This window comes from Bradyrhizobium sp. 139, assembly GCF_023074175.1.
GTDB lineage: Bacteria > Pseudomonadota > Alphaproteobacteria > Rhizobiales > Xanthobacteraceae > Bradyrhizobium.
In genome coordinates, this window is record NZ_JADPKS010000144.1 from 42,690 (window position 1) to 65,585 (window position 22,896).

Here is a 22,896-nt window from a genome sequence, read left to right on the forward strand (position 1 = left end):
GCGATCTCCTTGCTCAATCTACCTGGGCGCCACCCGCTCCCGAACTCTTGCTTCGATGGCGCCAAGTGCCGTGGACGAGACCCGCTCGCCGCGCCGATGCGGTGGCCAAGGCGGCCCAGTCTGACGCGCCGTAGCCGTGCGCGATAGCATCGAGGAGAGAATCGTGCACGAGGCTGGCGACAGGCAACGCAACACCCGCAGATTCGCCAGCGGATAGCGCGAGGTTCACGTCCTTAAGGCCCAGAGTCGCCTTGAACAGGGCAGGCTCAAATCTACGATTGAGGATGATATCGCCGTACGTCCGATACACCGGAGCGGAAAACAAGCTTCCCGTGAGCGCGCCCATCATCAGGCCTGGATCAAGCTGATGGCGCTCCGCAAGTGTGATCGCTTCGGCCATTGTTTCGATCGCAGACGCAAGCAGCAGGTTGGCGGCGATCTTGGCGACGTTCGCCTTATGCGGCTGGTCCGATATGTGCCACGTTTTCTTGCCGATTGCGTCGAGCAGCGGCTGGATGCAAGCAATTGCCGAAGCATCTCCCGCCACAAGCACGTTGAGTGCTCCTTGCGCCGCGACGTCGGGCCGGCCGAGCACCGGAGCCGCGACATAGGCGAGCCCGCAATCTTCGTGAACCTTCTCCAGTTGCTTTGCGAGATCCACCGAGATCGTGGCGGTCACCACGTGAACGAGCCCGCGCGGAGACGCGCGCAACGCGCCGCTCGCGAGCAGCGCGGAGCGGACGGCATCGTCATTGGCCAGCATGGTGATGGCGACAGGCGCGCAGAGCGCATCCTGCGGTGCCTCGACGCGAATGCCGTCCATTCGGGCGATGCCGTCAGCGGGGCCAGGCGAGCGATTCCAGACCCGCACGCGGTGACCGCGCTCGATAAGACGGCGCGCCATGGCGGAGCCCATGGCGCCGAGCCCGATGAAGCCTACGTCCATTTGTGTTCCTCTGCCACAGTTTCGCTAAAGAGCGCATCGGCTATTTCCATTCGCCCTTGATCAGGGGGTCGATCGGATGTTCGCGTGGCGACATCTTGAGCTGCCGGAAGATGTCGGCATTGCGGGCCGTTTCGTGTTCGGTCTCGATATCGATGGCATAAGCGCGCTCCGGATCGGTGCGCGCTCCCACCAGGATGAATTGGGCGCCTTCGTAGTCGAGAAGCTGCGGATCCTCCGACGCAAAGCGTCGGCCGCGGAATTCCTGCTCGAGCGGTTTCGGATAGTGCGCCTGGTCCCGATCCGGCAACCCAGCGCCGGACGGCGACCCGGCCTCCGGATTCTTGATGGAAAGAATGTGCGCCGCCTGGCGCTCGATGTTTAGTTCCTCCTGAACCTCGCCGGGGCGCTCCGGGAGTTCAAGTTCATAGGTCAGGTGAAGATTGCGGCCGCGCTTGATCAGCGCATAGACCCCTTCGCCGGCGGGCCGGACCGGCGGCAGCCTGCGTTCACCGCGCGTCTTGGTCGTATAGTGATGCTCACGAAATTCGTCCTCGACGGCGGGACCGGCCTTGACCGCCTCGATGAAACCCCAGATGCGTTCGTGATCGCGTGCCTCGGGCAACCGCTTGCGCCCGAGAACCGCGACCCGAAGACGGGGCCGCCCTTCCGGTTTCATTACCATGTAAAAGCGCTGGACGTCGGTCAGGTCCTCGGGATTGTCTTCCTCAATCCGCGGCCGGAAGCCGAAATAGATGTCGCCCTTTTCGAGGATTTCCTCCGAAATCTCGGTCTGAGGGCCGCCGCGCCTCTGTCGTGCAGAAACCATATCGGGGCCAATCGCGCTCAACATCTTCCGTCTAGAACCTGTTCAACGGAATGCAAACGCGCGCGTTCCAGAGTTTCAATGAACGGACGTGGCTGCTCATCTCATCGCAAGAGCCGGGTCAAACTGGAGGGCTTTAGGAACGACCCAAGTCTCGGGCGCGTTCGACGTGACAAGTCCACGCGGCCGCCTAAGCCAGGTCGTCGCAGAACTGCGTCGGGAACCTGCCAGCGTAACAAGCGCGAGTTCGCCATGGCGGAAGCCGGCCTTCGCAATTTCACCGTCAATTACGGCCCACAATATCCTGCGGCGCACGGTGTACTTCGCCTTGTATTGGAACTCGACGGTGAGGTGGTCTGTCGCGTCGACCCTCACATCGGCCTGCTTCACCGTGGCACCGAGAAGCTGATCGAGCACAAGACCTATCTGCAATCGATCGGATATTTTGACCGGCTCGACTATGTCGCGCCGATGAACCAGGAGCATGCGTTCTGCCTCGCGGCGGAAAAGCTGCTCGGCCTCGAAGTGCCGCGGCGTGGTCAGTTGATTCGTGTGCTCTACTGCGAAATCGGACGCCTGCTTTCGCATCTTCTCAACATCACAACCCAGGCAATGGATGTCGGAGCGCTTACCGCGTACGATCTCTCGACCAAGCTCGGCGTTCGCAGCTTCGCGCTCCATGAATAGCTGGCCGGCAACCAACCTCACACCAGCCAGCGAAGAAGCGACCGGCATTTGCGCCAGAAAAATCGAATGCCATGAAACGTAATCGCGCGCACGACGTTCTATAGGCAAGGAGCAGGAAACCTCGAAAGAGGTGAATGCTCCGAACGCCCCGTCATGCTGCTCTACGCAGGTGGCGGGGTTTTTCAGGCGGAGCTTTGTCGCCTTGCATCAAAGAGCCTCCCACCATTGAAGTTGGTTGCCGCTCCGGCCCTATGTGCGCTTCTTCTTGCTCGCGCGGCCGCTTGCGCGCGTTTGTCCGACATCGAGATCGCGGCGCGCCTTCCGGCGCGTCGCCTCGCTGTAGCGTCCTTTCGACGGTGCAGGAACCTTTTTGCCAGCCCGCCCGCTCGCGCGACAGCTTGATGGCAAGCGCCTGCGCCTGCTGAGGCCAAGAGGCCGATGGGTTGCGGTACCCAGCCCCGCGAGCCAATATCACTGGTCACCGATGACGCCCCCATGACTTCGCTCGCCGGCGTAGGCAGTGGGGCAGCCATCTCCATTGGACTGCGCATATCCGTGCGCAATCACACCAAGCGCCGCAATCGCAAGCAGCCAAATCAAGACATTATGATATCATCAGATGATATCATAATGTCTGCGCACCAGCCACTCCGCCCTGCAACCCGACTCGATGTGCCGCTTATGCGGCAGTGAAGCTCTGATTGTGCTGCTGGCTCGGCTGCGCAATGCCATGCAGCGCCCTCGCCGTGATCGGCGATCTGTGCGCCAAATCGCTGAGCGATACGATGCCGACAAGGCGCTTGCTCCGATCCATCACGGGCAATCGCCTCACCTGGATCTCGCTCATGTTCTCGCAGACGTGAGCGAGGTCCTCATCCTCGAAGCAATATTTCACCTCTTGTGTCATCGCATCGCGCACCTTGGCGTGCGGCCCCTTTCCCTCCGCAATGCAGCGCACCGCAATATCCCGGTCGGTGATCATGCCAACGAGCCGATCACCTTCAGCCACAGGCAGCACCCCGCAATCGCAATCCCTCATCAGCTTTGCTGCGTGCTGGAGCGTGTCATCCGGATTTGTGAGTTTCGCGCCGCGCGTCATTACCTTGCTGATTTTCATGGGTCATCTCCTATGTGCCGCTAGCCGCGCTCTCACGAATGAGCGCGATGGCGTCTCATCGATATGCCGACACAGGACTAAACGGGCTCGGTGCCTGCACGTTCCTGGACGAGACATGGGTCCGATCAGTCGAACTTTCGCGAACACATGCGGCATGCCGGTGGCGGAAGCGAAACGCTCATAGGTAATCAACTCGTGCGAGCTCACCCCCAGAAGTCCATTCGGGATAAGCCGCTCGGCCGAGGCCCTTAAGGCCTTTCGTTCCAGCGAGGATGCGAAATAGGTTAAAGCGAGATAACAAATGGGCGATGCGGCGCCCGAGCGCGGTCGGTTTTGCACTGCAAAAGGATCCGCGTCGACGGCGACCTGCCCGACGAACTCGTCGGCGATTGACGCGCCTTTTCGGCAGAGAAGGAACGACGCCATCCGCGAAATGATCTCAAAAAATCCGCCGTATCGCCCTTGAAATCATCGCCCGCTTTTTTAATTCGTTTTTTGCCGCAAAGCTGCGGCGCCGGACGCCAATTCGGGTCCGGTAGACTGACTGGGCGCCGGACCGGTGTCCTGCGCTCCTTCGTATCCATCTTGCTCTTAGGAGGACTTGGCTATGAGGACCTACGACTTCAGTCCCCTGTGGCGGTCGACCATCGGGTTTGATCGCATTTTCGACCTGCTCGACGAGACCCAGCGGACGGTCGACGACCATTATCCCCCCTATAACATCGAACGGCTTGGCGAAGATCATTATCAGATCTCGCTGGCGCTCGCCGGCTTCACTCCGGTCGAGATCGCGGTCACGGCCGAGCAGAATGTGCTGACGGTTGAGGGACGCAGGGACGACGAGCAGAAACGTGATTACCTCTATCACGGCATTTCGGCCAAACCTTTCAAGCGCCAGTTCAACCTTGCCGATTATGTCCAGGTGAAGGGGGCGACGCTTGACAGCGGCCTGCTGCGGATCGAGCTCGTCCGCGAGCTCCCCGAGGCCATGAAGCCTCGTCGCATTCCTATCGGCGAATCCAAGGAACTTGGCCACAAGCAGGCGGCCTGACGCCGTTCCTTGCTCATCGACATTGGTGCACACGGTGCGGCGTTCGCGCACCCGGCATCATCCAGAAAGGAGACTAACATGGCTGTTCGTGATCTAATTCCGTGGAAGAACCAGCAGGTCACCACGGGCGAGCGTTACGATCCGTTTCTCACGTTTCACCGCGAAACGAACCGTCTGTTCGATGACGTCTTTCGCGGGTTCGGCAGCTTCGGTCGTCTCGCCAGTCCCTTGATGGAAGGCCAGTTCAGCTGGCCGCACATCGAGCTCAACGAAACCGAGAAGACCGTGACGGTTTCTGCCGAGCTTCCGGGACTGAGTGAAAAGGACGTCCAGGTCGAGATCGCCAATGGAGTCCTGTCGATCCGCGGTGAGCGGAAGGCCGAACGCGACAATGGCGGTCGATACAGCGAGCGGTACTACGGCGCATTCGAGCGCCGCATCCCGCTCGAAGACGTGCAGGGAGACAAGGCCGAAGCCAATTTCCGCAATGGCGTGCTCACAGTCAGCCTGCTGAAGACGGAGCAAGCTTCGCAAAACGTCAAACGGATCGCCATCAACACCAACTAAACTTCGCGCGCGGCGGCATTTGCGCCGCCGCCTTGCATCCCTCGTCTCCCCAGGAAAGGAGCTAGCAAGGAGACAAGACATGAGCCGGCCTGATCGCTTGATGAGCAGCGTGGGTAGCCCATTCCATGCCGTATCCCACTACAATTCGCCCGCCGACGTGCTCTATGATTCGGCGCTGTCGACCGCGGAAAAGCGGGTCATTCTCTCTTCCAGGGCATCGGACATGTATGCGATCGACTGCCGCCCTGCCCTTCGCAAGATTCCGGGCATCGCAAAGCCGATGCATTCTGAAGGATATTCTCGCGGCGCTTCGCCAGCTCGATGAAGCGGATGAGCGGCCGCGCGGCGACCGGGCTCCGGCGGGCACGCCGGCGCAGGCTCGCAGATCTGGCGGAACCGCCCGGCCCCGCATCGCCATTCCGCTGTCCCGTTGGAGCAGAGACGCTAATGTGCGGCGCTACCGCCGGCTGGTCGATACACAGCTTACGGATCAAGAGCGACGTTATATCGAGCAGAGACTGGAGGCAGGAACTTGGAGACGTCGGTTCGGCGGAACCGGCGAACCGTCCGTGAGTTCTGTCGAGACATTCTCGTGCGGGCCGGCCACCAGGCCTCGCTGGATAATCTGGTGGTCGCCTCGCCAAGAGAACAGAGGGGTCGACAATGTTCGAGCACCGCGAACTACCGCCTCCGATGACGACGATTGCCGAGCTGTTGACGCAAAAGCAGCACCTGCTCAGCCGCCTGGAAGAATGCCCCGGTCCCAACGAGCACGAGGAGATCGAGCGTCTCCTCGACAAAATCGATGCGGTGCTGAACGCAATGGACAGGCCGGATCGACTCTGAGGGCATAAAGTCGGCGCGCATTGGCCACAGCGACCGCGTCCTACAAATTGTCGCGTGCACGGCATCGTCCCGGTGGCGGTGAGAGCATGAGACCGCGCTTCCGGAACGAATAGGCGGGCCGGCCGTTATCCGGTTAGAGCAAGTAACTTTTCAGAAGATCGAAAGTGAAAAGTGAAAGCTCAAGCCCCGTCATCCACGTTGGATGGCGGGGACTTTTTTGGAAGGTACCCATGCGCAGATTCCCACGCTCGTCGCACAGGAACGTCAGAAGGGCGTTTCGAGTTGCCTCCATGACACGCTGATCGGCATCTTCCGCGCGCCCCGAAGCGACCAGTTCGTGCAGGTGTCGATTTCATGAACTCCAGGTTCCCCGAATAAGTTGCGTATCTCACCCTGCCGTCGGTGCAGCCCTGCTCTCTCCTTAAGGCGTCGCCGCCATGCGCGAGACACACTCAATCAATTGCTCTCGATCAAGCGGCTCGCCAAGGGCTCCGCCTACGAGGCTTGGCGAGAGGGAATTTGCCGTAAGTCCTCACGCCGCGACGTCGGGCCGGGAGCATATAACTACGTTGATTGCCACAACGTAATCGTTTTGCGGAATTCGGTGGAGATCGCCGCGAAGAGGGCGCCCGCCCGCTTCGCGCGGACACGCGATCTGCAGGACGACGGCGGCGACGGCTTCGGCGGCCGGTCAACGACTTATCCGCCAAATCGCTTGACCAGCCTTGAGTCCTTGGCTGCATCGATCTGCTGGCCAGTCAAGTCGGAGCCGGCGCTCAACCCTATCGTCATGAGGTTCTTGACGCGTTGCGCCGCCTGCTTCTCATTGGAATAGTCGATCTCGACGTGATCGAGGCTCATCAGATGGCCCAGCTCGTGAGCCCAGGCGCGTCCATTGGCGTGGTCATTGCCATACCACTGGACGAAGCTTGCCGGCTCGGGTTGGCTATTGGGGTATGAGCTTCCGCCGGCGGACAGATTTTCCACCGAGTTGACGAGGTAGATGTGGATGGCATTGTCCGGATCGTGCCGAGAGGCAAGAACACCCAGCAATCGCTCATCATTGCTGCGCGCGCTCTTTGCCATGTCGAGCGGTTTATCCATCAAGCAATCGCTGATCACGAACGAGATCTTGGCCTTTGACCAGATCGTATTGACCACGTCGAGCGCCTTCTTGGCCGTGTGGCTGCTCCATTGCCCGGGCTCAACGGTTCCCCTCTCGGCAAATGGCGTGATGTAAATCCTCAACGGAATGGGCATCAGCTTCTCCGAAGTTCGGAATTGCGATTGTATCTCCGTGCGCCGTCTTTCGAAATGGAGCGGCTTACATTCAACGTATTCTGATCAAGCCGACTGGCGACTCGCAGTCCTACGACCTTCCGCAGCCACCGACGCGATCGACTGGTTGACCATGGCCAGCCGTCGCGATTCGCAAGGTTCTCGGCTGAATACCGTGGACCAGAGAGATTTGTTTGTTCTTCTGCTCGCCCGCCTCGTCGACTGAGCATGAATCGGGTCAGACGAGCATGCGCCCTGCGAACACGCGGTCCCATTGTTCGACATCCGCTATGAACTGAGGTCCCAGAAAAATATCCTGTCGTTTGTCACTGCGGAATACCAATCGCTAAAGTACATGTCGGCATCGTGTATTTGCCCATTTACCCAGACGTCGGTATGGCCAATGTTACCCGTGTCTGTGGGTTCAAATATGATCACCCCGTTCCGCTTACCCAGTTTGGATGTGTTCGGAAGCATCTGCCCGGAGCCATACCTGTTATTCAGGTACTGCCGAAGATCGAGCGTTGAAAAGATGTACTCCCAACCGCCATCGTCCATGAGAAATCGAACTTTTTTGACAAGCACGCCACCTTTTCCATAGTCTCCATCGCAATTCACATAGTGACCATCGATATGGTTGAGCGCCCAGGATATCTTCGAGGCGCATGTATTTTTATGCCCCGGTTCATCGTGGAACTTCTTTATGGAGCCATTGATCATGGTCTTGAAATCGTCGGTCCTGCTCGGGTGGTTATTCAGCATGGTGTTGTAGAATATGTTGATCAATCCCACGACCTCACCCCCATAACAGCGTTTTAACTTAGCGGGACAGTATCCGACGACAGAAGTGCGCACGCACCGGTGAATTTTGGCAATCTTGGCTGGCAGTAGGCGGATCGGCCAATCCAGTTGGGAAATGTGTCGCGCAGACCCGGAAATCTCCGCAAGGAGACATTTATCTAGAGCCGGTATCTAGAGCCGGGCTTACGTTCAGAATGGCCGACGCAGAACGACATGTTTGAACACGGCCCTACACTATATCAGCTGAAATCTTCAGGGCAGGAAAAACATGAATGGCATTCCGCCGCCTTCCGGCTTGTTGCTTGCGCTGGCCTCGGGTCTTGCTGGTCTTGCAGGAGCAGCCTCCCTCTCCCTTCGTTCAAGTCTTGCGGACGGGGCCTGACGGATCTTGCGCTTCTCGCATTCATCGTCGTCATTCAAAAAGTAACCTGCAGCGCAGGTAATCTTGACACAGTGATCGCCGTTGCGCTTGAGGCCGGATCCGCAAATCAAAGGACAAACCCGCGCCGGCTTGAGCTTGATCGCATCGAGCGCATCGGCGCGCGCGGTCTTGGTATCGAACTTGGTGCCGGCGTTTTGATTGAACAGCTCAAGCGAGCGCCGCGACGCCGCATCCCACTCTCCACCGGCCGATCCCGTGAGGCAGCCGACCCGGCGCAATTCGGTTTGCACCGATTTTGCCAGCTCGACCGGCGAAGGTGGCGGCGCGGGAGCCTGTGGATTGGGGAGCGCTACCACTTTTGTGTCCGTGTTTGCCTTCGCCTCTTGCGGCTGTCCTGTTGCTGATGGTGCAGCGTTCTTCGCGGCAGCTCCCGTTTCAGCCGCGACACGCCTTTGTTCGGCTTGAGCCGCCTGATGCTGCGCGGTTTCCTTGGCGGCCTCGGCGGCGGCCCGAGCTTCCTGCGCTGCTTCCAGATCCGAGGCAGCCTTGGCAAGTTGCATCTGTTGTGCGCCCTCGTTGACGAGCCGCGCCTGCTCCTGCTCGGCCTGACGCGCCTTTTCGGCCGCAGCAACGCGCTTCTCCTCCGCATCGATTTTGGCGAGCTGAAGCTTTGCAAGACTTGCGTAGTAACCATCCGGATACTGGACGATGAAGAAGTTCAGTGCATCCTTGTTGCCAACCTGCATCGCGAGCTCGTAGTCGCGCCGTATTTCGGATCGCAGCGTGGGCGTTGGGGCAGCTTCCTTCGTAGCATCCTTGGCTGATTCCTTGGCTGATTCCTTGGTTGGCTCCTTGGCTGTTTCCTTGGCGGGTACCAGCGGCACATCGTCGCCGCCAAGCGTGCCGTAAACATAGGGCTCCTGCCGATTGCCCGTCGCTTTCATGACGTCGTCGCGAACGAAGCCGAACACCCTGCGCAAATCCAGGCCCGGAGTCCCGATATATTTGACCAATGCGGCAGCGTAGGGACTGTTCTTGCTGTTGCCGTCCGACGCTGTCGAGCCAGCCTTGGCGGCGAAGGCAACCAGAGTATTCGCCGTCGCCGGCTCAATTCGGGCAAGGCCCCGGCTGATGGACCGCGAGCCGACCGTCCGCTTCATTTTTTCGGAGAAAGGATTGTTGCGGCAAGCGTCGAGAATCACAAGTCGCAGTTGCCTTGCCGGTTCAATAGCCAGCATGACGCGATCGAGCGAAAACGCCTCATCGTACACGTCCGTATCGCGCTCGAGGGTGGCGTCGACCGGGATCAGATAGTTCGTACCTTCGATCTCCATACCATGACCGGCGTAATAGATGACGGCCACATCTGCGTCGCGAGCCTGATCGGCAAAATCGCGCAACGTGCGCCGCATCTCGACCGCCTGAAGATCCCGGCGGGTTTGCACAACGTCAAAACCTGCGTTCTTTAGTGTCGCCTCGACAATCGCAGAGTCATTGACGGGATTCGAAAGTGGCGCCGCGTTATTGTAGGCAGAATTGCCGATGACGAGTGCGACGCGATTTCCCGCCCATGCCGGCTGACAGAAAAGCAGCACAGGAAGAAGAAGGAACAAGATTCGGCGCAGATTCACGAATCCGTGCAAATCCATGGCAGTACTACTGTTCAATTATGCGCTCTATTATTCGTGTCGCCACGACGGAATCGGTTCAATGACAACTCGACGATCCGGAAGGCCCGCGGAATGTGGAACCGCATGGGATTGGCTAGTGTGGCCGCGCTCGGAGATGGTGGCCAGCCAATTGACCTCTCCGGAGGCCTGGCATCTAGTGAGGCAGATGTTGAGCGAGCGAGATCACTGCTGTGACTGACGCGAAGGTCGGCCAGGAGGGGACAGCCAGGAACCGGATCGCCGGTGGCGGTAATCCCTGGCTGGACTGGACCTCGAGGGCGGCCATCGTGATCGTCTATGGCGGGTCTGCTCTCATTGGTGCCGCCAGCATTCATCGACTTCCGTTGGGCAGCGTGAGCGACTTGCTGATGATCGCGGCCATTATTGCCAACGTCCTGTTCCTCGGACTCGTTGCACTGACAACCATGACCCGGCTGGTCCCGACAATGAAGTCGAAGGGCGTTGAGATGCGGGTCTCGGCCTTGCTGGGCGCATTTCCGACCGTCGCACTCGCTTTTCTTCCGAAGGCAGAGCTCGGCCCGATCTGGTCGGCTCTGTCCACGACGTTGATCCTGGTGGGGATCTCGCTTTCCATCGTGGTGCTCCGCTGGTTGGGCAAATCCTTCAGCATTCTACCGGAGGCAAGGCGCCTTGTGACGGAAGGGCCTTATCGAGTCGTCCGGCATCCCCTCTACCTATGTGAGGGGATTGCGTTGGCCGGTGTCGCACTTCAGGTCCTTTCACCACTTGCCGTGCTCATCGCCATCGTGGTTGCGATGATTCAGTGCCGACGAATGATCAACGAAGAGCGGATTCTAAGACTGGCCTTCCCTGAGTATGACGTCTATGCCGCGGCAACGCCTTTTCTGGTCCCTGCAGGTCTGATCCCCGCAGGTCTGATCCCCGCGAGACTCAGGCCGCGAGATCATCAGGCTAGGCCGGAGCTCTCGACCAAGGCGATCGATCCGCACGCCTGACACCGCGGTTCACATCTCCTCGATGTGCGGCTCAGCGGAACCTTCGATTCATCATTGCCACGACCTTGTCGGCCCTTCAATTACACCACCGATAAAGAACAAAAACACGAATAATATCAATATATTATATTTGATCTTCACATTGACGAAAGGCTCGGATGAACGCGATCATCCTCCTTAAAGCGGCGCACGACGGGTCGGTCCCAACAATCTTCCGTGGTCTTTGAACGCCCTCACCGAATTTTGCGACAACACTAGGAATGGATTGGTCTCGATATTGGTACTGTACGGAGATGCGGCGGCCAGTAGCTTGCGAATTATTTAAGTGACGATTCTGGGCGCCCTTCCTCGCGACGCTACCATTCTTCGGGCAGATGCTGGACGTTTCGCCATGAGATTATACAGCCACCTTCGAATTTTGCTTCTTCTCGCCGCTTCGCTGTTCCTGGCCTCTCAGCCAGCCTGGGCGACAAAGCGCGTGGCTTTGGTGGTCGGCAATGCCAACTATCAAAACGCCCCTCTGCTCCCAAACCCGGCCAACGACGCTGCGGCCATCACCGCAACCTTGAAGGGGGCAGGTTTCGATGTGGTTGACTCAAGGCTCAACCTCGCCGCGACCGAAATGCGGCGGGCCTTGAGAGAATTCGCCGATCAGGCCCGCAATGCCGACATTGCCTTGGTGTACTATGCTGGCCACGGTATCGAGATCGACGGGACGAACTATCTGATCCCGACAGACGCCAGACTCGAGCGTGACACGGACATCTATGACGAAGCATTCTCGCTCGACCGCGTCCTGCTGGCGATCGAGCCTGCAAGGCAGCTGCGCATTGTGATCGTCGACGCGTGCCGCAACAATCCGTTTGCCGACTCGATGAAGCGTACAGTTGCCTCGCGATCAATCAGCCGCGGGCTGGCCAGGGTCGAACCCGCCGTCTCCAACACACTGATCGCGTTTGCCGCGAAAGCCGGACTAACCGCACTCGATGGCAACAGCACGAATAGTCCATACGCGACGGCTCTCGTGAAGTATATTGCAAAGCCGGGCCTCGACTTGCGCAGGGCTTTCGGCTTCGTCCGCGACGATGTCTTGCAAGCTACGGGAAACCGACAGGAGCCCTATGTCTACGGCTCGCTGGGCGGCGATGACGTTGCACTTGTTCCGGCTGCCAAGGCCGAGGAGCCGATACAAGCAGCCAACCCCCAGTCGGAAATTCGTCGTGATTACGAATTGGCTTTGCAGCTCCGCAACAAGCCTGCTCTGAACGCGTTCCTGACCCAGCATCCGGACGGATACTACTCAAATCTGGCCAAGCTGCAGCTTAATCAGCTCGATGCCGAGGACGCACGCGTCGCGGCCACGGCGAAAGCGCAGCAGGCCGAGCAGCAACAAGCTCGCCTGATGTCGCAGGGCGCCCAGCGTGCCGACCAGGAGAAGGCGGCCGCGGATCTGAAGGCTGCGGAAGAGGTCCGGATTGCCGCCGAGAGGACAAAGCAAGCGGCGCAGGAGCAAGCCGCCGAGGCGGAACGGAAACGAACTGCATCCGAATCTACAATCGTCGCTGCACTCTCTGGGAATAAGCCGGCTGTTGAGAGTACCGTCGCGGATAACCCTACGGCCGTTGCGCCCGGTGAGGACAGCAAGACGCCCAAGCTTGCGGCACTGAGCGACGAGCCGCGCCAGACCGATATCGCAAAAGCCGATATCGCCAAGTCCGTACAAGGCGAATTGAGCCGCGTCGGCTGCTTCGCCGGCTCGGTCGATGGCCAATGGAATGCGGCCTCACAGCGCTCGTTGGCTCTCTTCAACCGGCACGCGGGAACCAAATTCGACGCCAAGCTCGCAAGTCTTGACGCGCTTGACGCAATCAAGCTCAAGCCGTCCCGGGTCTGTCCTCTGATCTGTGATCATGGATATAAGGCTGACGGTGACCAGTGCAGCAGGATCACCTGTGCCGAGGGCTCGTTCCTCAACGACGACAATGAATGCGAGAAGCGACGCGGGAAGAAACCAGTTGCAAGGCGCAACACGGACGAGCGTCCATTGCGTGCGGATCGTTCGGCACGCGAGCGGCCGGAGTCAACAGCCGACGTTCCGCGGCGGCAAGCAACTGCGAAGAACAGCGGCGGCGGCGGTGGTCAGATCGTTTGTGATCAATCTCTATGCCGTCAGGTCAGTCGCGGCTGCCATCTCGAATACCGTGGCGGCGGCGGCCCCGGGGGCAACACCGGTAATGTCGAGTCCTGCCACTAGCAACGCGCGCGGCTGCCACGGCGTCTCGAAGGCCATGGGGCCACGGCGATTTGGTATCGCGAACGTGGCCGGCAGCTGAGCACAACATCACGTCGAGCAGGTCCGTGCCTGACTTGGCCGAAGCGGAGCGACCTGCGTGGCGGCGTGTGAACTTGAGCTGAAGGACGCCAACGCCTTTCCAGGGGTGACGCTCTTCACGAAACGGCAGGCACCCGGCATGAAGCCGACGGCGGTTTATCTTCCGCCAAAACACCCAGCAGCCGCCACCAAGTTCGATGTGGTGATCTGGCTTCACGGCTTCTACGTCAAAAACCATGAATTCCTGTTCCACAACGATCCAGCGCGGCTGCGCGAACAGGTCCGGGATTCCGGCAAGGACGTGGTGCTTATCGCGCCGTTCCTAGGCTACGAATATGCCGTTGGCGACACCTTTGCCGGAAACTACAGCGTGTCTGACCTGGCAAGCGCGAACTGGGGCGAACGCTATCTCGAGGAGATCCTTGGAGCTCTTGCCAGGTTCTTGGGTATCTCCTCGACGTCCATTCCTCAGCTCCAGATCGGCAAGCTCATCATCGCATGCCACTCCGGCGGTGGTAACGGCATGCGCAATCTCGTCGGGAGCCTTGGAAAGTATCAGGGCAAGCTGACGGCTTGTTGGGGATTTGACTGCCTCTACGGTGCCAATGCGCGGCCCGACGATGCGACCTTCTGGTACCAGTGGCTGTCTGGACAGAGCGGCCGCGCGCTCGAGATCGTGTACGGTCCATCAACTCTCCCGCAATCGGTGAAGCTGGACCTGGTGGGGCGCGGGCTAGCGACGGCCGATGGCAATCAAGCGCAGCCACAACGTCCTGCTCTCAAGAACCTCAGCGTAAGGGTCGGTCATTACGACTTATTCCCGGCATTTGGCCAGATGGTCAGGGTCAACGATCTCGACCCGGCTTTCGTGGATCGCTTCATGATACCGCAGGTCGCTGACCAGCCGCGTCTGCACCACAAGCCGGCGCCACAGCACGGGGAATTCCTTCAGGGCGCGATTTCCAACGTCCGCAGCGCTTTTCCCTTTCCAAAGGACATTCATTACATGATCGCCCGGGGCGGCTTCTTCAGTCGGCTGAGCAAGCTTTAGCCTTCATAGGCCTTAGCCTTACCGGGCTCACTTGATGGAATAGGACTTGAGGTCGAACGACCAATTGTTTGTCACCAGCTTTCCGCTGCCATTGTCCGGCACTCGCAGCTCACTGGTCCAGGCCGATATATAGCTCAATGCCTCGGCCTGATCTTGTAGCTTGCGCGGCAAGTCTGGCAAATCGAGCAATTGCACCCGCCGCTCGCTCAGGATGGCGATCATCACTGCTGATCCGGTCGGCGGTGAGACGACATATTCAAAACCACGCTGCCTTGCCGCCGGGGTCGGAACGACAAATTCGGCGCCGGGCTTGACGAGATTGATGTCGCGTCCGTCCGATTGTGCCAATAGCTCGGGAGTCGGAAAGATCTGGGACATCCGCCCTTCCGCGTCGACGTCGACGAGAAGGAGATATCCCGGCTTCCTCGCGGTGACGCCGAACGAAACCTTGCCGCCGAGGTTGACGGTCTGACCCGGCAGGATCTGAAGGGACACACTGGCGGTATCGGCCTGCCTGCGCGTCGCTTGTACGGGCCAAAGCCAGGGTGCATACGTCGTGCCGACATGCAGCGATGCCGACGGCAACGGTGCTGCGGAGGCAGCTCCGCTACCCGCCAGCAGCAGCAGGAATGAGAGCCATGGTCGCTGCTGACGAATTGGCTGCGATGACGGCATGGCCTGCTCTCCCTAAAAGTCAGGGAGCACTGAAGAAGCCGATCGAGGCGATTCGTGCGTCCGCAGGCAAGTAACGTTCGAGACTCTTGATCACCTGCCCCGAGGCGCGACGCCGGTTGAACTGCGTCAGGATCGTCTCAAGATCGACCATGCGTTGCTGCGAGGTCACCGCAACGATCTGTTCCGCACCGAACGGCTCGCCGACCCTGAGCGGTAGGCGTAAACTCGCCGATCGGGCCAACGCCGCATCAGCACCTACCGGATACAACAATTGGATGGTGCCATCGCCAGACACATTGAACAGCAGCACCGCCCTCGATGCCACATCAGATAGGTCAACTTCGACGGTCTGGCCAGCACGTTGTTGGCGATCGTCTGGCCAAATACGCATCACCTGCGGCGACCGGGTCGCAACGCGCTTGAGTTCACGAATTGCCGCTGTCCGACCAATCACCGTCGGCAGGCTGGCAACGTCCATCCCATAGGCGACCACATCACCCCAAGCGATCACGTCGTGCGACACAGGATCCCAAATCAGGTCGGGATTGTCCGTCGGTTGCACAGCCTGCACGGAAACATCTTTTGGCTTCACGCTCACAAAATAGCTCGTCTTGCCGTCGAGCGCCGCCAGCCGGATTGGTGCAGTGAGACGGAGAGGCCCCGGCGCGTTGCCAGTCGGAAGTTCCTTGGTCGCCCCGACAAGGGTCGGAACGGCTGGTGCCTTGGCCGTGACAGCCGACGGTGCGGGCGTCTGTCCCTCGACGGGCACCCCGGCTCCGGCCTGATCCGAGGCCGCTCGCGCGGCCGGCCCCTGAATCAGGACGACACCGCGCGTCAAGCCGAAGGCGACGTCGGTATCCGGCGTCTGAGCTGGCGATGATATGGTCACGATGTTCTGGCGCTGGTCCGAGAGCTGATAGACCACCTGCCGAACATTGCTGAAAAGCTCCTTTAGCGTCACCTTCCCATCGTGATTGACGTCCGCGCTACCTTCCACCGCACGCGCGACCGCATAGCTGAGAGCCCCGCGTAGGCCATCGATGCCAGGGATGCGGACCTCCGGCGCCTTGGTGTAGCGGTCCACCGCAGCCAGGAACGCCGTGTGGTCAAGGTCGAGTTCGGACTTCGGATCGTTGCTGTCCGACACCGGCTTCAATTCGTCGACCAGCAACGTGTAGCGCGGGACCTGCCGAAAGCTCATCTCAGCGGCACGCGGATCGATATCGCGCACCATACCGCCACCGTGACAGGTATCAGCCACGAAGATCACCCTCGCTCCGCGCAGCTCGAACTGCCGGATGAAATGGTTGAACTCGCTGCCCAGAACACGCTCAACGGACCCGGCTGGCGTGATTTCAAAGCCTGGCAGCAGGAACACGTTCTCCATGCCGTCCGGCTCCGCGCCCTTGACGCGCTCCGGCTCCTGGGTGCCATGACCGGCGATCGACAGAAAGATGAGGTCGTTGTTCTTGGTCCGCTCCACCAGTGCACTGATCTCGCGCAGGACGCCTGCCCTGTCGGCCTGGGCGTTAGTCAGTTCGACGACGTCACCAACCCCCATGGATTTCAGGCTGGTGACGATGTCCGTGGCGTCAGCGACCGCACCCTTCAACTTGCGCACGTGCTGGTAGTCGTCGATCCCGATCACGAGCGCGCGCACCGCCGCCCCGTCTGGATTGCTGATCGACAAATCTCCTGCCGCATGCGCCTGCGGGATTGTCAGTCCGATCAACGCAGCGAGCCCGATGGTGGCGCATAGCCGCCCGATCCCGCAATCAAGTCCTCTGGGCATCCGCATCGTGATCCACCTCGACATCATGCCTACCTAATTTGTAGCTCTGGAGACACACTGGGTTCAGCGCCTTTTGCTTGCCGTTTTACGGCCCGCCGGCGGTTGGGTGTCCTGATAGGCGCCCGCTGAAACCGTCGTCTGATCGTCCGCGAACGCCCGAAAGCGGACCGGAACATAGCCGCGCGCGAGCAGGCTCGCCAACGGATAGACGTTGCGACAGACGCGGCCGTTGCAGCCACCGGTCGAGGATTCCATGACCTCGGCCTTGCGATCAGGCGTGAACCGCAGGAACAACATCACATGCGAGCCCGGCTTGTTGAACGCATCGCCGGGCCTCAGGTCCCAAGGATTTGCCACGGGCGCTGCGATCGCGGGGATAGCGGCAGTCGTATAATGGACGGAGAGCCCCCACGCGGCGCTGACGAATGCCGAACAGTCGACGCCAGCCACATCCGGCCGTGGCGCATTGCGAGTGCACACATTGCCAGCCAGCGTTCCGCTCTCGATTCGCTGCCGGAAGTTCGCGAGCGAACCGTGGCAGCCCCAGCAATAGGGTACGCCGCGCACCTCCTGGTTCATTTTTCCCTGCAGATACCACGGCCGACGAACACGGCTGAAGCCGCTGCATTGGCTGTCGGGATCGTTGCCGTAGTTCGCCTGCGTCAGCTTCCACTGGATGCCCTCGAACGCGAACGCTGTCTCGATCGCCTGCTGGCGGTTGGACGGCCTCACGGCGGCCGCCGCGTCAAATTTGACGTCGGATCGCGGTGCCGGCGCGGCTGACGTTCGCGGCGGCCGCACGTCGATAGTCGAAGCGTTGGTCAGAGGCCTGAAGCCGACGCCAACCACTTCAATGCCGTCCGGCTTGGTCCGCAGGAAATAGACATCGCCATCGCCCGAAACCGTTACGAACCGCCGGGTCAGCGGTGTATTTTCCAGAGGAAGCTCATAGATTCCTTCGAGACGCCCGTTCGCGGCGTAGCGCGCGACGAACGTGGAGGCAGCCTTTCCCGATGGTGGAACGTCCTCCGCCAGCACGTAGAAGCGGTCACTGTTGTCAACCTCGAGAAACTCTACCGTGCCGAGCTGATTACGCACCCGCAGGCCGAGCTGGCCGATCGTCTCGTTGGTGACCATGGTCTGTATCTCGACCCGTACGCTGGCATTGCCCTTGTCCGGAATGATGTCGGCGATCACCGAGCCCTTGCTTCGGGTAGCCACATATTGCCGGTCAGGCTGCCGCGTCGTCTTGATGATGGCCGCGCGGGTGTTCTGGTCGAGCAAGTCGGTCGCGCTGCCGGGCGCCTGTGATCCCATCTGGGCAAAAGCGGAGACGGCGACCCGATCGTCCGCGCCGCGACTCGAGACCTCCTCCAGCTGGATCACATCACCACCAAGGCCGCGCGTGGACTGCCCCGGCGCTGCCTTCAGCGTCCGTACGCCACCGTCCCAAACCATCATGTCGTCGTTGTGGACGACGAGATCGGTCGGTTGGACGTCTTTCGGCATCTTGAGGACGTCGGGATCGGAATTTGGCTGTTTCGGGTCAAACTGGAGGATGCGACCGTTGATCTGATCGAGCACAAATAGGTTACCCTGCCCGTCGGCGCTGAGTGCTTGCGGTCCCGCGAGTTCCACGTCCTCGCTGGCTGGGACGATGCCAACCATTGAAGCAGCCGAACCGCCGGCAAAGCTGCGGACGACAGTGTCATCGGCGTGGGCCTTGGTTCCGAAAATGCCAGCGCCAACGATGAAGACCCAGATCCAACAATTTGGACGAAGCATATTCGCCTCAATGTACCCCGAACCGATCGCCGCGTCGGATCGACTAATCGGAGATGTCGTTGATGCAGCGCGTCAATTAGTGGTGAGCAAACTCAATCACGTTCAATTCTATCACTGGACGGTGATTGTCCGAAATTTCTTCAGCTTGCGGTGCAAACAATGGCCCGGAACAGATTTGAGCAAGTGAATGAAATCCAGCCCGACGCGATCACTCTGCTCCTGAAGCGCGACAATGATGGCGCCTCCGGATCGATCGTGCTGCCGGCCGCCGCGAGCCGGGGACGGCTGACCACCGATCAGGTCAGCGCGCAATTACCAGCTCAGGATGCTTTTCGAGGCGCGGTGCGGCTGGCAAACGACGTAAAGCTCGCGCTCGTAGTGTGCGATCCAGATGGGGTCTGGAAGTCCGAGTGGGGCGATCTTTATCAGCCGATCGATTGACCTGCATCGGATGGAGCCAGCGAATGCTGCGACGCCGCATGGAGACTAGCTTGCCAAACGCACCCTCCACCCGATCGTCGTTCCGGATACGGGCCTTGATGGTCGCGCTGCTGGTTGCGACGGGCTGGCCGGCACGCGCCAACGACTCGGCTGCGGAATTGTCGATTGGCGGGCTCAAGTTGGTACGCACCAATGACGTAAGCATGGAGAGCGAGAACCTTCGTATCGCACTCGACAGGATCAGCGTTCGCTATCAATTCACCAACGTCACCGCCAAGCCGGTCACGCTTACCGTTGCCTTTCCGCTGCCCGACATCGATCTGTCGGAGGCTGAGAACATTGCACTGCCGTCAAATGATCCGATCAATTTCGTCGACTTCGAGACCAAGGTCGATGGCAGCCCGGCGCCGCTGACCGTCGATCAGCGCGCCATGGTTGGCAACAGGGATGTCAGTGCCCTGCTCCGCGAACTCAAGTTGCCGCTGCTGCCGATTGGTGGCCGCGAGATCCGGGTAAGCGATCTGCCCGCGGCGACCCGGACCCGGCTCGCGGACGACGGACTTCTGATGCCGGCCGGGATGACTGACAACGGTCGCCAGCAGTATGCGCCGGGTTGGGTTATCAAGACCTCGGCTGTGCGCCAGCAGGTGTTTCCGCCCATGCGCACCGTCACGGTTGAACACCAGTACCGGCCGAGCGTCGGCTCCAGTCCTGACACCATTCTACGCTCGAACCTGCGCCGCAGCAGCGCACTTGGTCAGGAAGTCGCGCGCTACCGGAAAGAATACTGCGTCCAGGATGCGTTCCTCGCCGAGCTCGACAAGCGCGCGGGCGGTAACCAGATCAACAGCGCGAATTTGCAGGAGCGGCGCATATCATACGTGCTCAAGACCGGCGCGAATTGGGCCGGACCGATCCGGTCATTCAAGCTGACTATCGACCCAGGCGGCAGCGACCGGTTGGTGAGCTTCTGTCCTGGGCGGCTAAAGGCATCGTCTGCTACTGGAAACACGCTTGAATATACGGCAAGCGACTTCAAGCCGGATGCCGACCTGAAAATCCTGGTGATCGGAATATTCTGAGCGTGCCGGTCAATTGGTGAGCAGCACGTAGCGCGCGGCCGCGATGACAGTCAACTTGTTGCGCTGAGCCTCGCTTAGCGCCTGCAGGAAGAACGTGTCGGCAGCCATCGGTCGCGGCTGGCGCAATGAGTCCAGGACCTGCGGGACCGCCACGACCAACAGCAATTGCGGACCGCTCGCGCGCGCTGTCGGGAGCGTAAATGAAAGTGAGTCGATGCCCGGCTTCAGAAGATAAGACAGACTCTGGACTTCGCCGCGATCCGACACCATGAGCAACTCCACCACGCGGTTGGCAAAGTTCTCAATGGTCCCATTGAGGGTTTCACCTCCCTTCAGCTCTGTCGCTGACAGGGTGATACGTGGCATTCGCGCCTGATCGCTCCCGATCTGACTCAAGAACTTGACGGCTGGGCATTGCGCCTGGGTCACTTGCCTGACGCCGATCGAAGCCTCGAAACCCTGCTCACGCCGAAACGCTTTGTCGAACGTGTCGAATGGGGCGGTCGAGACACCGAACCCTTCGATGACAGCGGCATTTGGGCTCACGGCAATCGGCAAGACGAAGAAGCAGTCACCACCGGAATATTGGGCCACGTATTTGCGGATGCGCTCAGTTCGCCTTGGCCCATCGAGTGCCGGAGACGGCGTCGCTGTCGGCTGCGCGGACAACTTCTCCGGCTCTTGGCGTCCGGGCTGCGGTCCTGCGGGCTCGACCTTCGGCGGCACCATTGTTCCAGCGAGTTTCGGAGGCGGCGGCAAGACCGCGGTGCCGGGCGCTGACCAGACCAGCTTGTAGAAGGCATATCCGCCGCCGACCAGCAGCAACAGAGCCGCGACGCCCGCCCCCAGCCGGAGGCTGCGCGGACTCCGCGCGGTCGACGGCATCCTGTCCTGCGGCGCCGGCGCCGCGCTTTCCGGCCGCCGCAGCGGATCGAAGCCATATAACGGCGCGGCCGGCGTCTGGGCCAAACCGGCCGGCGTCCAGCTGTTGACCTCCCCCATGGTCGGGCGCAATGCCGGATCAGGCTGCAGCATCCGCTCCAGCAAAGGCCGGATGCGCATATCCACCGCGCCGAGATCGGGCACTCGCCGGCGCTTCTCCACCAATTGAAACTGGCTGCCGCCCATGTCGAGTTTCTGTCCGGTCAGCGCATGGAACAGCACAAGACCGAGGCTGTAGACATCGGATTTCGCCGTCACGTCATTGCCGTACAACCCTACCTGTTCCGGCGATGCGTAGTTGTCCTTGCCAGCGAAGCCCGAGCCGATGATGGTCTTGTCACCCATCTGGGTCGACCGGGCGATGCCGAAGTCGATGATCTTGGCCCGCCTGACGTCGTCGAGCGGAACGATGATGTTGTCCGGAGAAACGTCGCGATGGATGATGCCGTGCCCATGCGCAGCCTCCAGTCCCGATGCGACGCGCTGCATCAGCTTGATCAGCGCCTCGAAAGTCAATGGTCCATCGTCAAGCATGTTCGAGAGCGAGCGGCCATTCACAAACTCCATCGCGAGATATGGTCGCTGCAGCACCGGCTCCACGGTAAACAGGAAGTAGCGAACGATCGCATCATGCGGAAGATTGTGAAGTGCTGCGGCCTCTCGACGGAACAGCGCGAGCGCCGCCTCGTTTTCAACCATGTCGGGCAGCAGCATTTTCACCGCAACAGGCGATCCAGTCTGGATCTCACGGCATTTGTAGACCTCACCCATGCCGCCCGCGCCGATCACCGCTTCGATTTCGTAAATGCCGTTGAGACGGGTGCCGGGCGGCATGCCCTGATAGGACGATCGGAACGGATCGTTCGGGGTCATGGTTGCGGCTCCCGATTGAGCGGAGATCTTGTCGCCTCCTGAGATCGTGGCGTCAGCAATCGCACGATCACAATCGTCACGTTGTCAAGTCCGCCACGATCAAGAGCCAGCGCGAGCATGTCATCGCAAGCCGCCTGGGCGCGTCGCGTAGCCGCGTGCTGCAGGATCTCCTCGTCCTGTACGTGCCTGGTCAGGCCATCGCTGCAGACGACAAAGATATCCTCCGGTTCGGCCGGGCCTGTCACCACCTCAAATTCTGGATCATCGGCGACACCGACGGCACGAGTAATGGCATTGCTTGGCCAATCATTTACGTCTTGGCGCGACAGCGCACCTTCGGCGATCAGTTCCTCCAGTTCACTGTGATCATGCGACACTTGGCTAATTGCGCCGCGACTGATCAGGTAGACCCGGCTGTCACCCGCCCATAGGCAGGCATAGTAGCTATCGCGAACGAGCAGAACCGCCGCTGTGGTCCCAACGGTGGCACCCTGTCGTTCATGACTTAGCGCCAGTATCTGCTGGTTTGCGCTGAACAGCCGCTCCTCGCATTCCGCCAACAGGTCTGCGGCTGATTCTGGCGTGCCGATCGCGTCAAGCGACTGCACTACAATGCGACTGGCGAGATCGCCGGCCTCGTGACCACCCATACCGTCGGCGACCGCCCACAAGCCAACGTCGGTTCGTACCAAACATGAATCCTCGTTCCGCTCCCGCACCCGTCCGGCATGGGTGACGCTACCAACATCGAACAAGGACGGAATATGCACCATCGCGC

General features: G+C 60.3%; 20 protein-coding genes and 1 pseudogene. 10 read left to right on the plus strand and 11 right to left on the minus strand.

Annotated features, from left to right (window positions below):
- Positions 1-13 precede the first annotated feature (13 nt).
- Positions 14-946, minus strand: coding sequence for an NAD(P)-dependent oxidoreductase (locus IVA80_RS31150; protein WP_247438652.1), 933 nt, complete (start codon positions 944-946; stop codon positions 14-16).
- A gap of 40 nt (positions 947-986) precedes the next feature.
- Positions 987-1,796 (minus strand): hypothetical protein, encoded by an 810-nt coding sequence (locus tag IVA80_RS31155; protein ID WP_247438654.1) that lies wholly within the window; start codon positions 1,794-1,796, stop codon positions 987-989.
- Between the two features lie 225 nt (positions 1,797-2,021).
- Here IVA80_RS31155 and IVA80_RS31160 point away from each other — a divergent pair.
- Positions 2,022-2,402: pseudogene (locus IVA80_RS31160) on the plus strand (NADH-quinone oxidoreductase subunit D); the annotation flags it as partial.
- A 733-nt stretch (positions 2,403-3,135) separates the two neighbouring features.
- Here IVA80_RS31160 and IVA80_RS31165 read toward each other — a convergent pair.
- Positions 3,136-3,573 (minus strand): CBS domain-containing protein, encoded by a 438-nt coding sequence (locus tag IVA80_RS31165; protein WP_247438656.1) that lies wholly within the window; start codon positions 3,571-3,573, stop codon positions 3,136-3,138.
- A 607-nt stretch (positions 3,574-4,180) separates the two neighbouring features.
- On the opposite strand from IVA80_RS31165, the gene IVA80_RS31170 reads away from it, so the two are divergent.
- The 4 genes from IVA80_RS31170 (at position 4,181) to IVA80_RS31185 (ending at position 6,037) form a co-directional block, all read left to right on the plus strand.
- A complete protein-coding gene (locus IVA80_RS31170) occupies positions 4,181-4,624 on the plus strand; it encodes an Hsp20 family protein (protein WP_247438658.1) in 444 nt (147 codons plus the stop codon).
- Positions 4,625-4,702: 78 nt separating this feature from the next.
- Positions 4,703-5,191 (plus strand): Hsp20/alpha crystallin family protein, encoded by a 489-nt coding sequence (locus tag IVA80_RS31175; RefSeq protein WP_247438756.1) that lies wholly within the window; start codon positions 4,703-4,705, stop codon positions 5,189-5,191.
- A gap of 79 nt (positions 5,192-5,270) precedes the next feature.
- Complete coding sequence (locus IVA80_RS31180) at positions 5,271-5,516, plus strand: hypothetical protein (RefSeq protein ID WP_247438660.1); 246 nt, start codon at positions 5,271-5,273, stop codon at positions 5,514-5,516.
- A gap of 338 nt (positions 5,517-5,854) precedes the next feature.
- A complete protein-coding gene (locus tag IVA80_RS31185; protein WP_247438662.1) occupies positions 5,855-6,037 on the plus strand; it encodes a hypothetical protein in 183 nt (60 codons plus the stop codon).
- Between the two features lie 699 nt (positions 6,038-6,736).
- Here the strand turns inward: IVA80_RS31185 and IVA80_RS31190 are convergent.
- The 3 genes from IVA80_RS31190 to IVA80_RS31200 form a co-directional block, all read right to left on the minus strand.
- Positions 6,737-7,297 carry a hypothetical protein gene (locus IVA80_RS31190; protein ID WP_247438664.1) on the minus strand — a complete coding sequence of 187 codons (561 nt, stop codon included), beginning with the start codon at positions 7,295-7,297 and terminating at the stop codon, positions 6,737-6,739.
- Between the two features lie 306 nt (positions 7,298-7,603).
- The gene (locus tag IVA80_RS31195) at positions 7,604-8,107 is read right to left on the minus strand and encodes a T6SS effector amidase Tae4 family protein (protein ID WP_247438666.1); all 504 of its coding nucleotides are present in this window, start codon (positions 8,105-8,107) and stop codon (positions 7,604-7,606) included.
- A gap of 261 nt (positions 8,108-8,368) precedes the next feature.
- Positions 8,369-10,147, minus strand: a complete 1,779-nt coding sequence (locus IVA80_RS31200; RefSeq protein ID WP_247438757.1) for a caspase family protein — start codon at positions 10,145-10,147, stop codon at positions 8,369-8,371.
- A 212-nt stretch (positions 10,148-10,359) separates the two neighbouring features.
- Here IVA80_RS31200 and IVA80_RS31205 point away from each other — a divergent pair, with 212 nt between their 5' ends.
- From IVA80_RS31205 to IVA80_RS31215, 3 genes are all read left to right on the plus strand, one after another.
- Positions 10,360-11,145, plus strand: a complete 786-nt coding sequence (locus IVA80_RS31205) for an isoprenylcysteine carboxylmethyltransferase family protein (protein WP_247438668.1) — start codon at positions 10,360-10,362, stop codon at positions 11,143-11,145.
- Between the two features lie 391 nt (positions 11,146-11,536).
- On the plus strand, positions 11,537-13,399 hold the full coding sequence (locus tag IVA80_RS31210) for a caspase family protein (RefSeq protein ID WP_247438670.1): 1,863 nt from the start codon (positions 11,537-11,539) through the stop codon (positions 13,397-13,399).
- A 136-nt stretch (positions 13,400-13,535) separates the two neighbouring features.
- Positions 13,536-14,528: a hypothetical protein gene (locus IVA80_RS31215; RefSeq protein ID WP_247438671.1), complete on the plus strand. Its 993-nt coding sequence runs from the start codon at positions 13,536-13,538 to the stop codon at positions 14,526-14,528.
- Positions 14,529-14,555: 27 nt separating this feature from the next.
- On the opposite strand, the gene IVA80_RS31220 is transcribed toward IVA80_RS31215, so the two are convergent.
- From IVA80_RS31220 to IVA80_RS31230, 3 genes are read right to left on the minus strand one after another with little or no spacing between them, the layout of a single operon-like run.
- Positions 14,556-15,203, minus strand: a complete 648-nt coding sequence (locus tag IVA80_RS31220) for a DUF4384 domain-containing protein (RefSeq protein ID WP_247438674.1) — start codon at positions 15,201-15,203, stop codon at positions 14,556-14,558.
- A gap of 19 nt (positions 15,204-15,222) precedes the next feature.
- On the minus strand, positions 15,223-17,001 hold the full coding sequence (locus IVA80_RS31225) for a caspase family protein (protein ID WP_247438676.1): 1,779 nt from the start codon (positions 16,999-17,001) through the stop codon (positions 15,223-15,225).
- Between the two features lie 57 nt (positions 17,002-17,058).
- A complete protein-coding gene (locus tag IVA80_RS31230) occupies positions 17,059-18,780 on the minus strand; it encodes a hypothetical protein (protein ID WP_247438678.1) in 1,722 nt (573 codons plus the stop codon).
- Positions 18,781-18,963: 183 nt separating this feature from the next.
- On the opposite strand from IVA80_RS31230, the gene IVA80_RS31235 reads away from it, so the two are divergent.
- Complete coding sequence (locus tag IVA80_RS31235) at positions 18,964-19,221, plus strand: hypothetical protein (protein ID WP_247438680.1); 258 nt, start codon at positions 18,964-18,966, stop codon at positions 19,219-19,221.
- Between the two features lie 98 nt (positions 19,222-19,319).
- On the plus strand, positions 19,320-20,303 hold the full coding sequence (locus IVA80_RS31240; RefSeq protein ID WP_247438759.1) for a DUF4424 domain-containing protein: 984 nt from the start codon (positions 19,320-19,322) through the stop codon (positions 20,301-20,303).
- A gap of 9 nt (positions 20,304-20,312) precedes the next feature.
- On the opposite strand, the gene IVA80_RS31245 is transcribed toward IVA80_RS31240, so the two are convergent.
- Both IVA80_RS31245 and IVA80_RS31250 read right to left on the minus strand, forming a co-directional pair.
- Complete coding sequence (locus tag IVA80_RS31245) at positions 20,313-22,118, minus strand: serine/threonine-protein kinase (RefSeq protein WP_247438682.1); 1,806 nt, start codon at positions 22,116-22,118, stop codon at positions 20,313-20,315.
- Positions 22,115-22,891 carry a protein phosphatase 2C domain-containing protein gene (locus IVA80_RS31250; protein WP_247438684.1) on the minus strand — a complete coding sequence of 259 codons (777 nt, stop codon included), beginning with the start codon at positions 22,889-22,891 and terminating at the stop codon, positions 22,115-22,117. The genes IVA80_RS31245 and IVA80_RS31250 overlap by 4 nt, the downstream gene beginning before the upstream one ends.
- Positions 22,892-22,896: the final 5 nt, after the last annotated feature.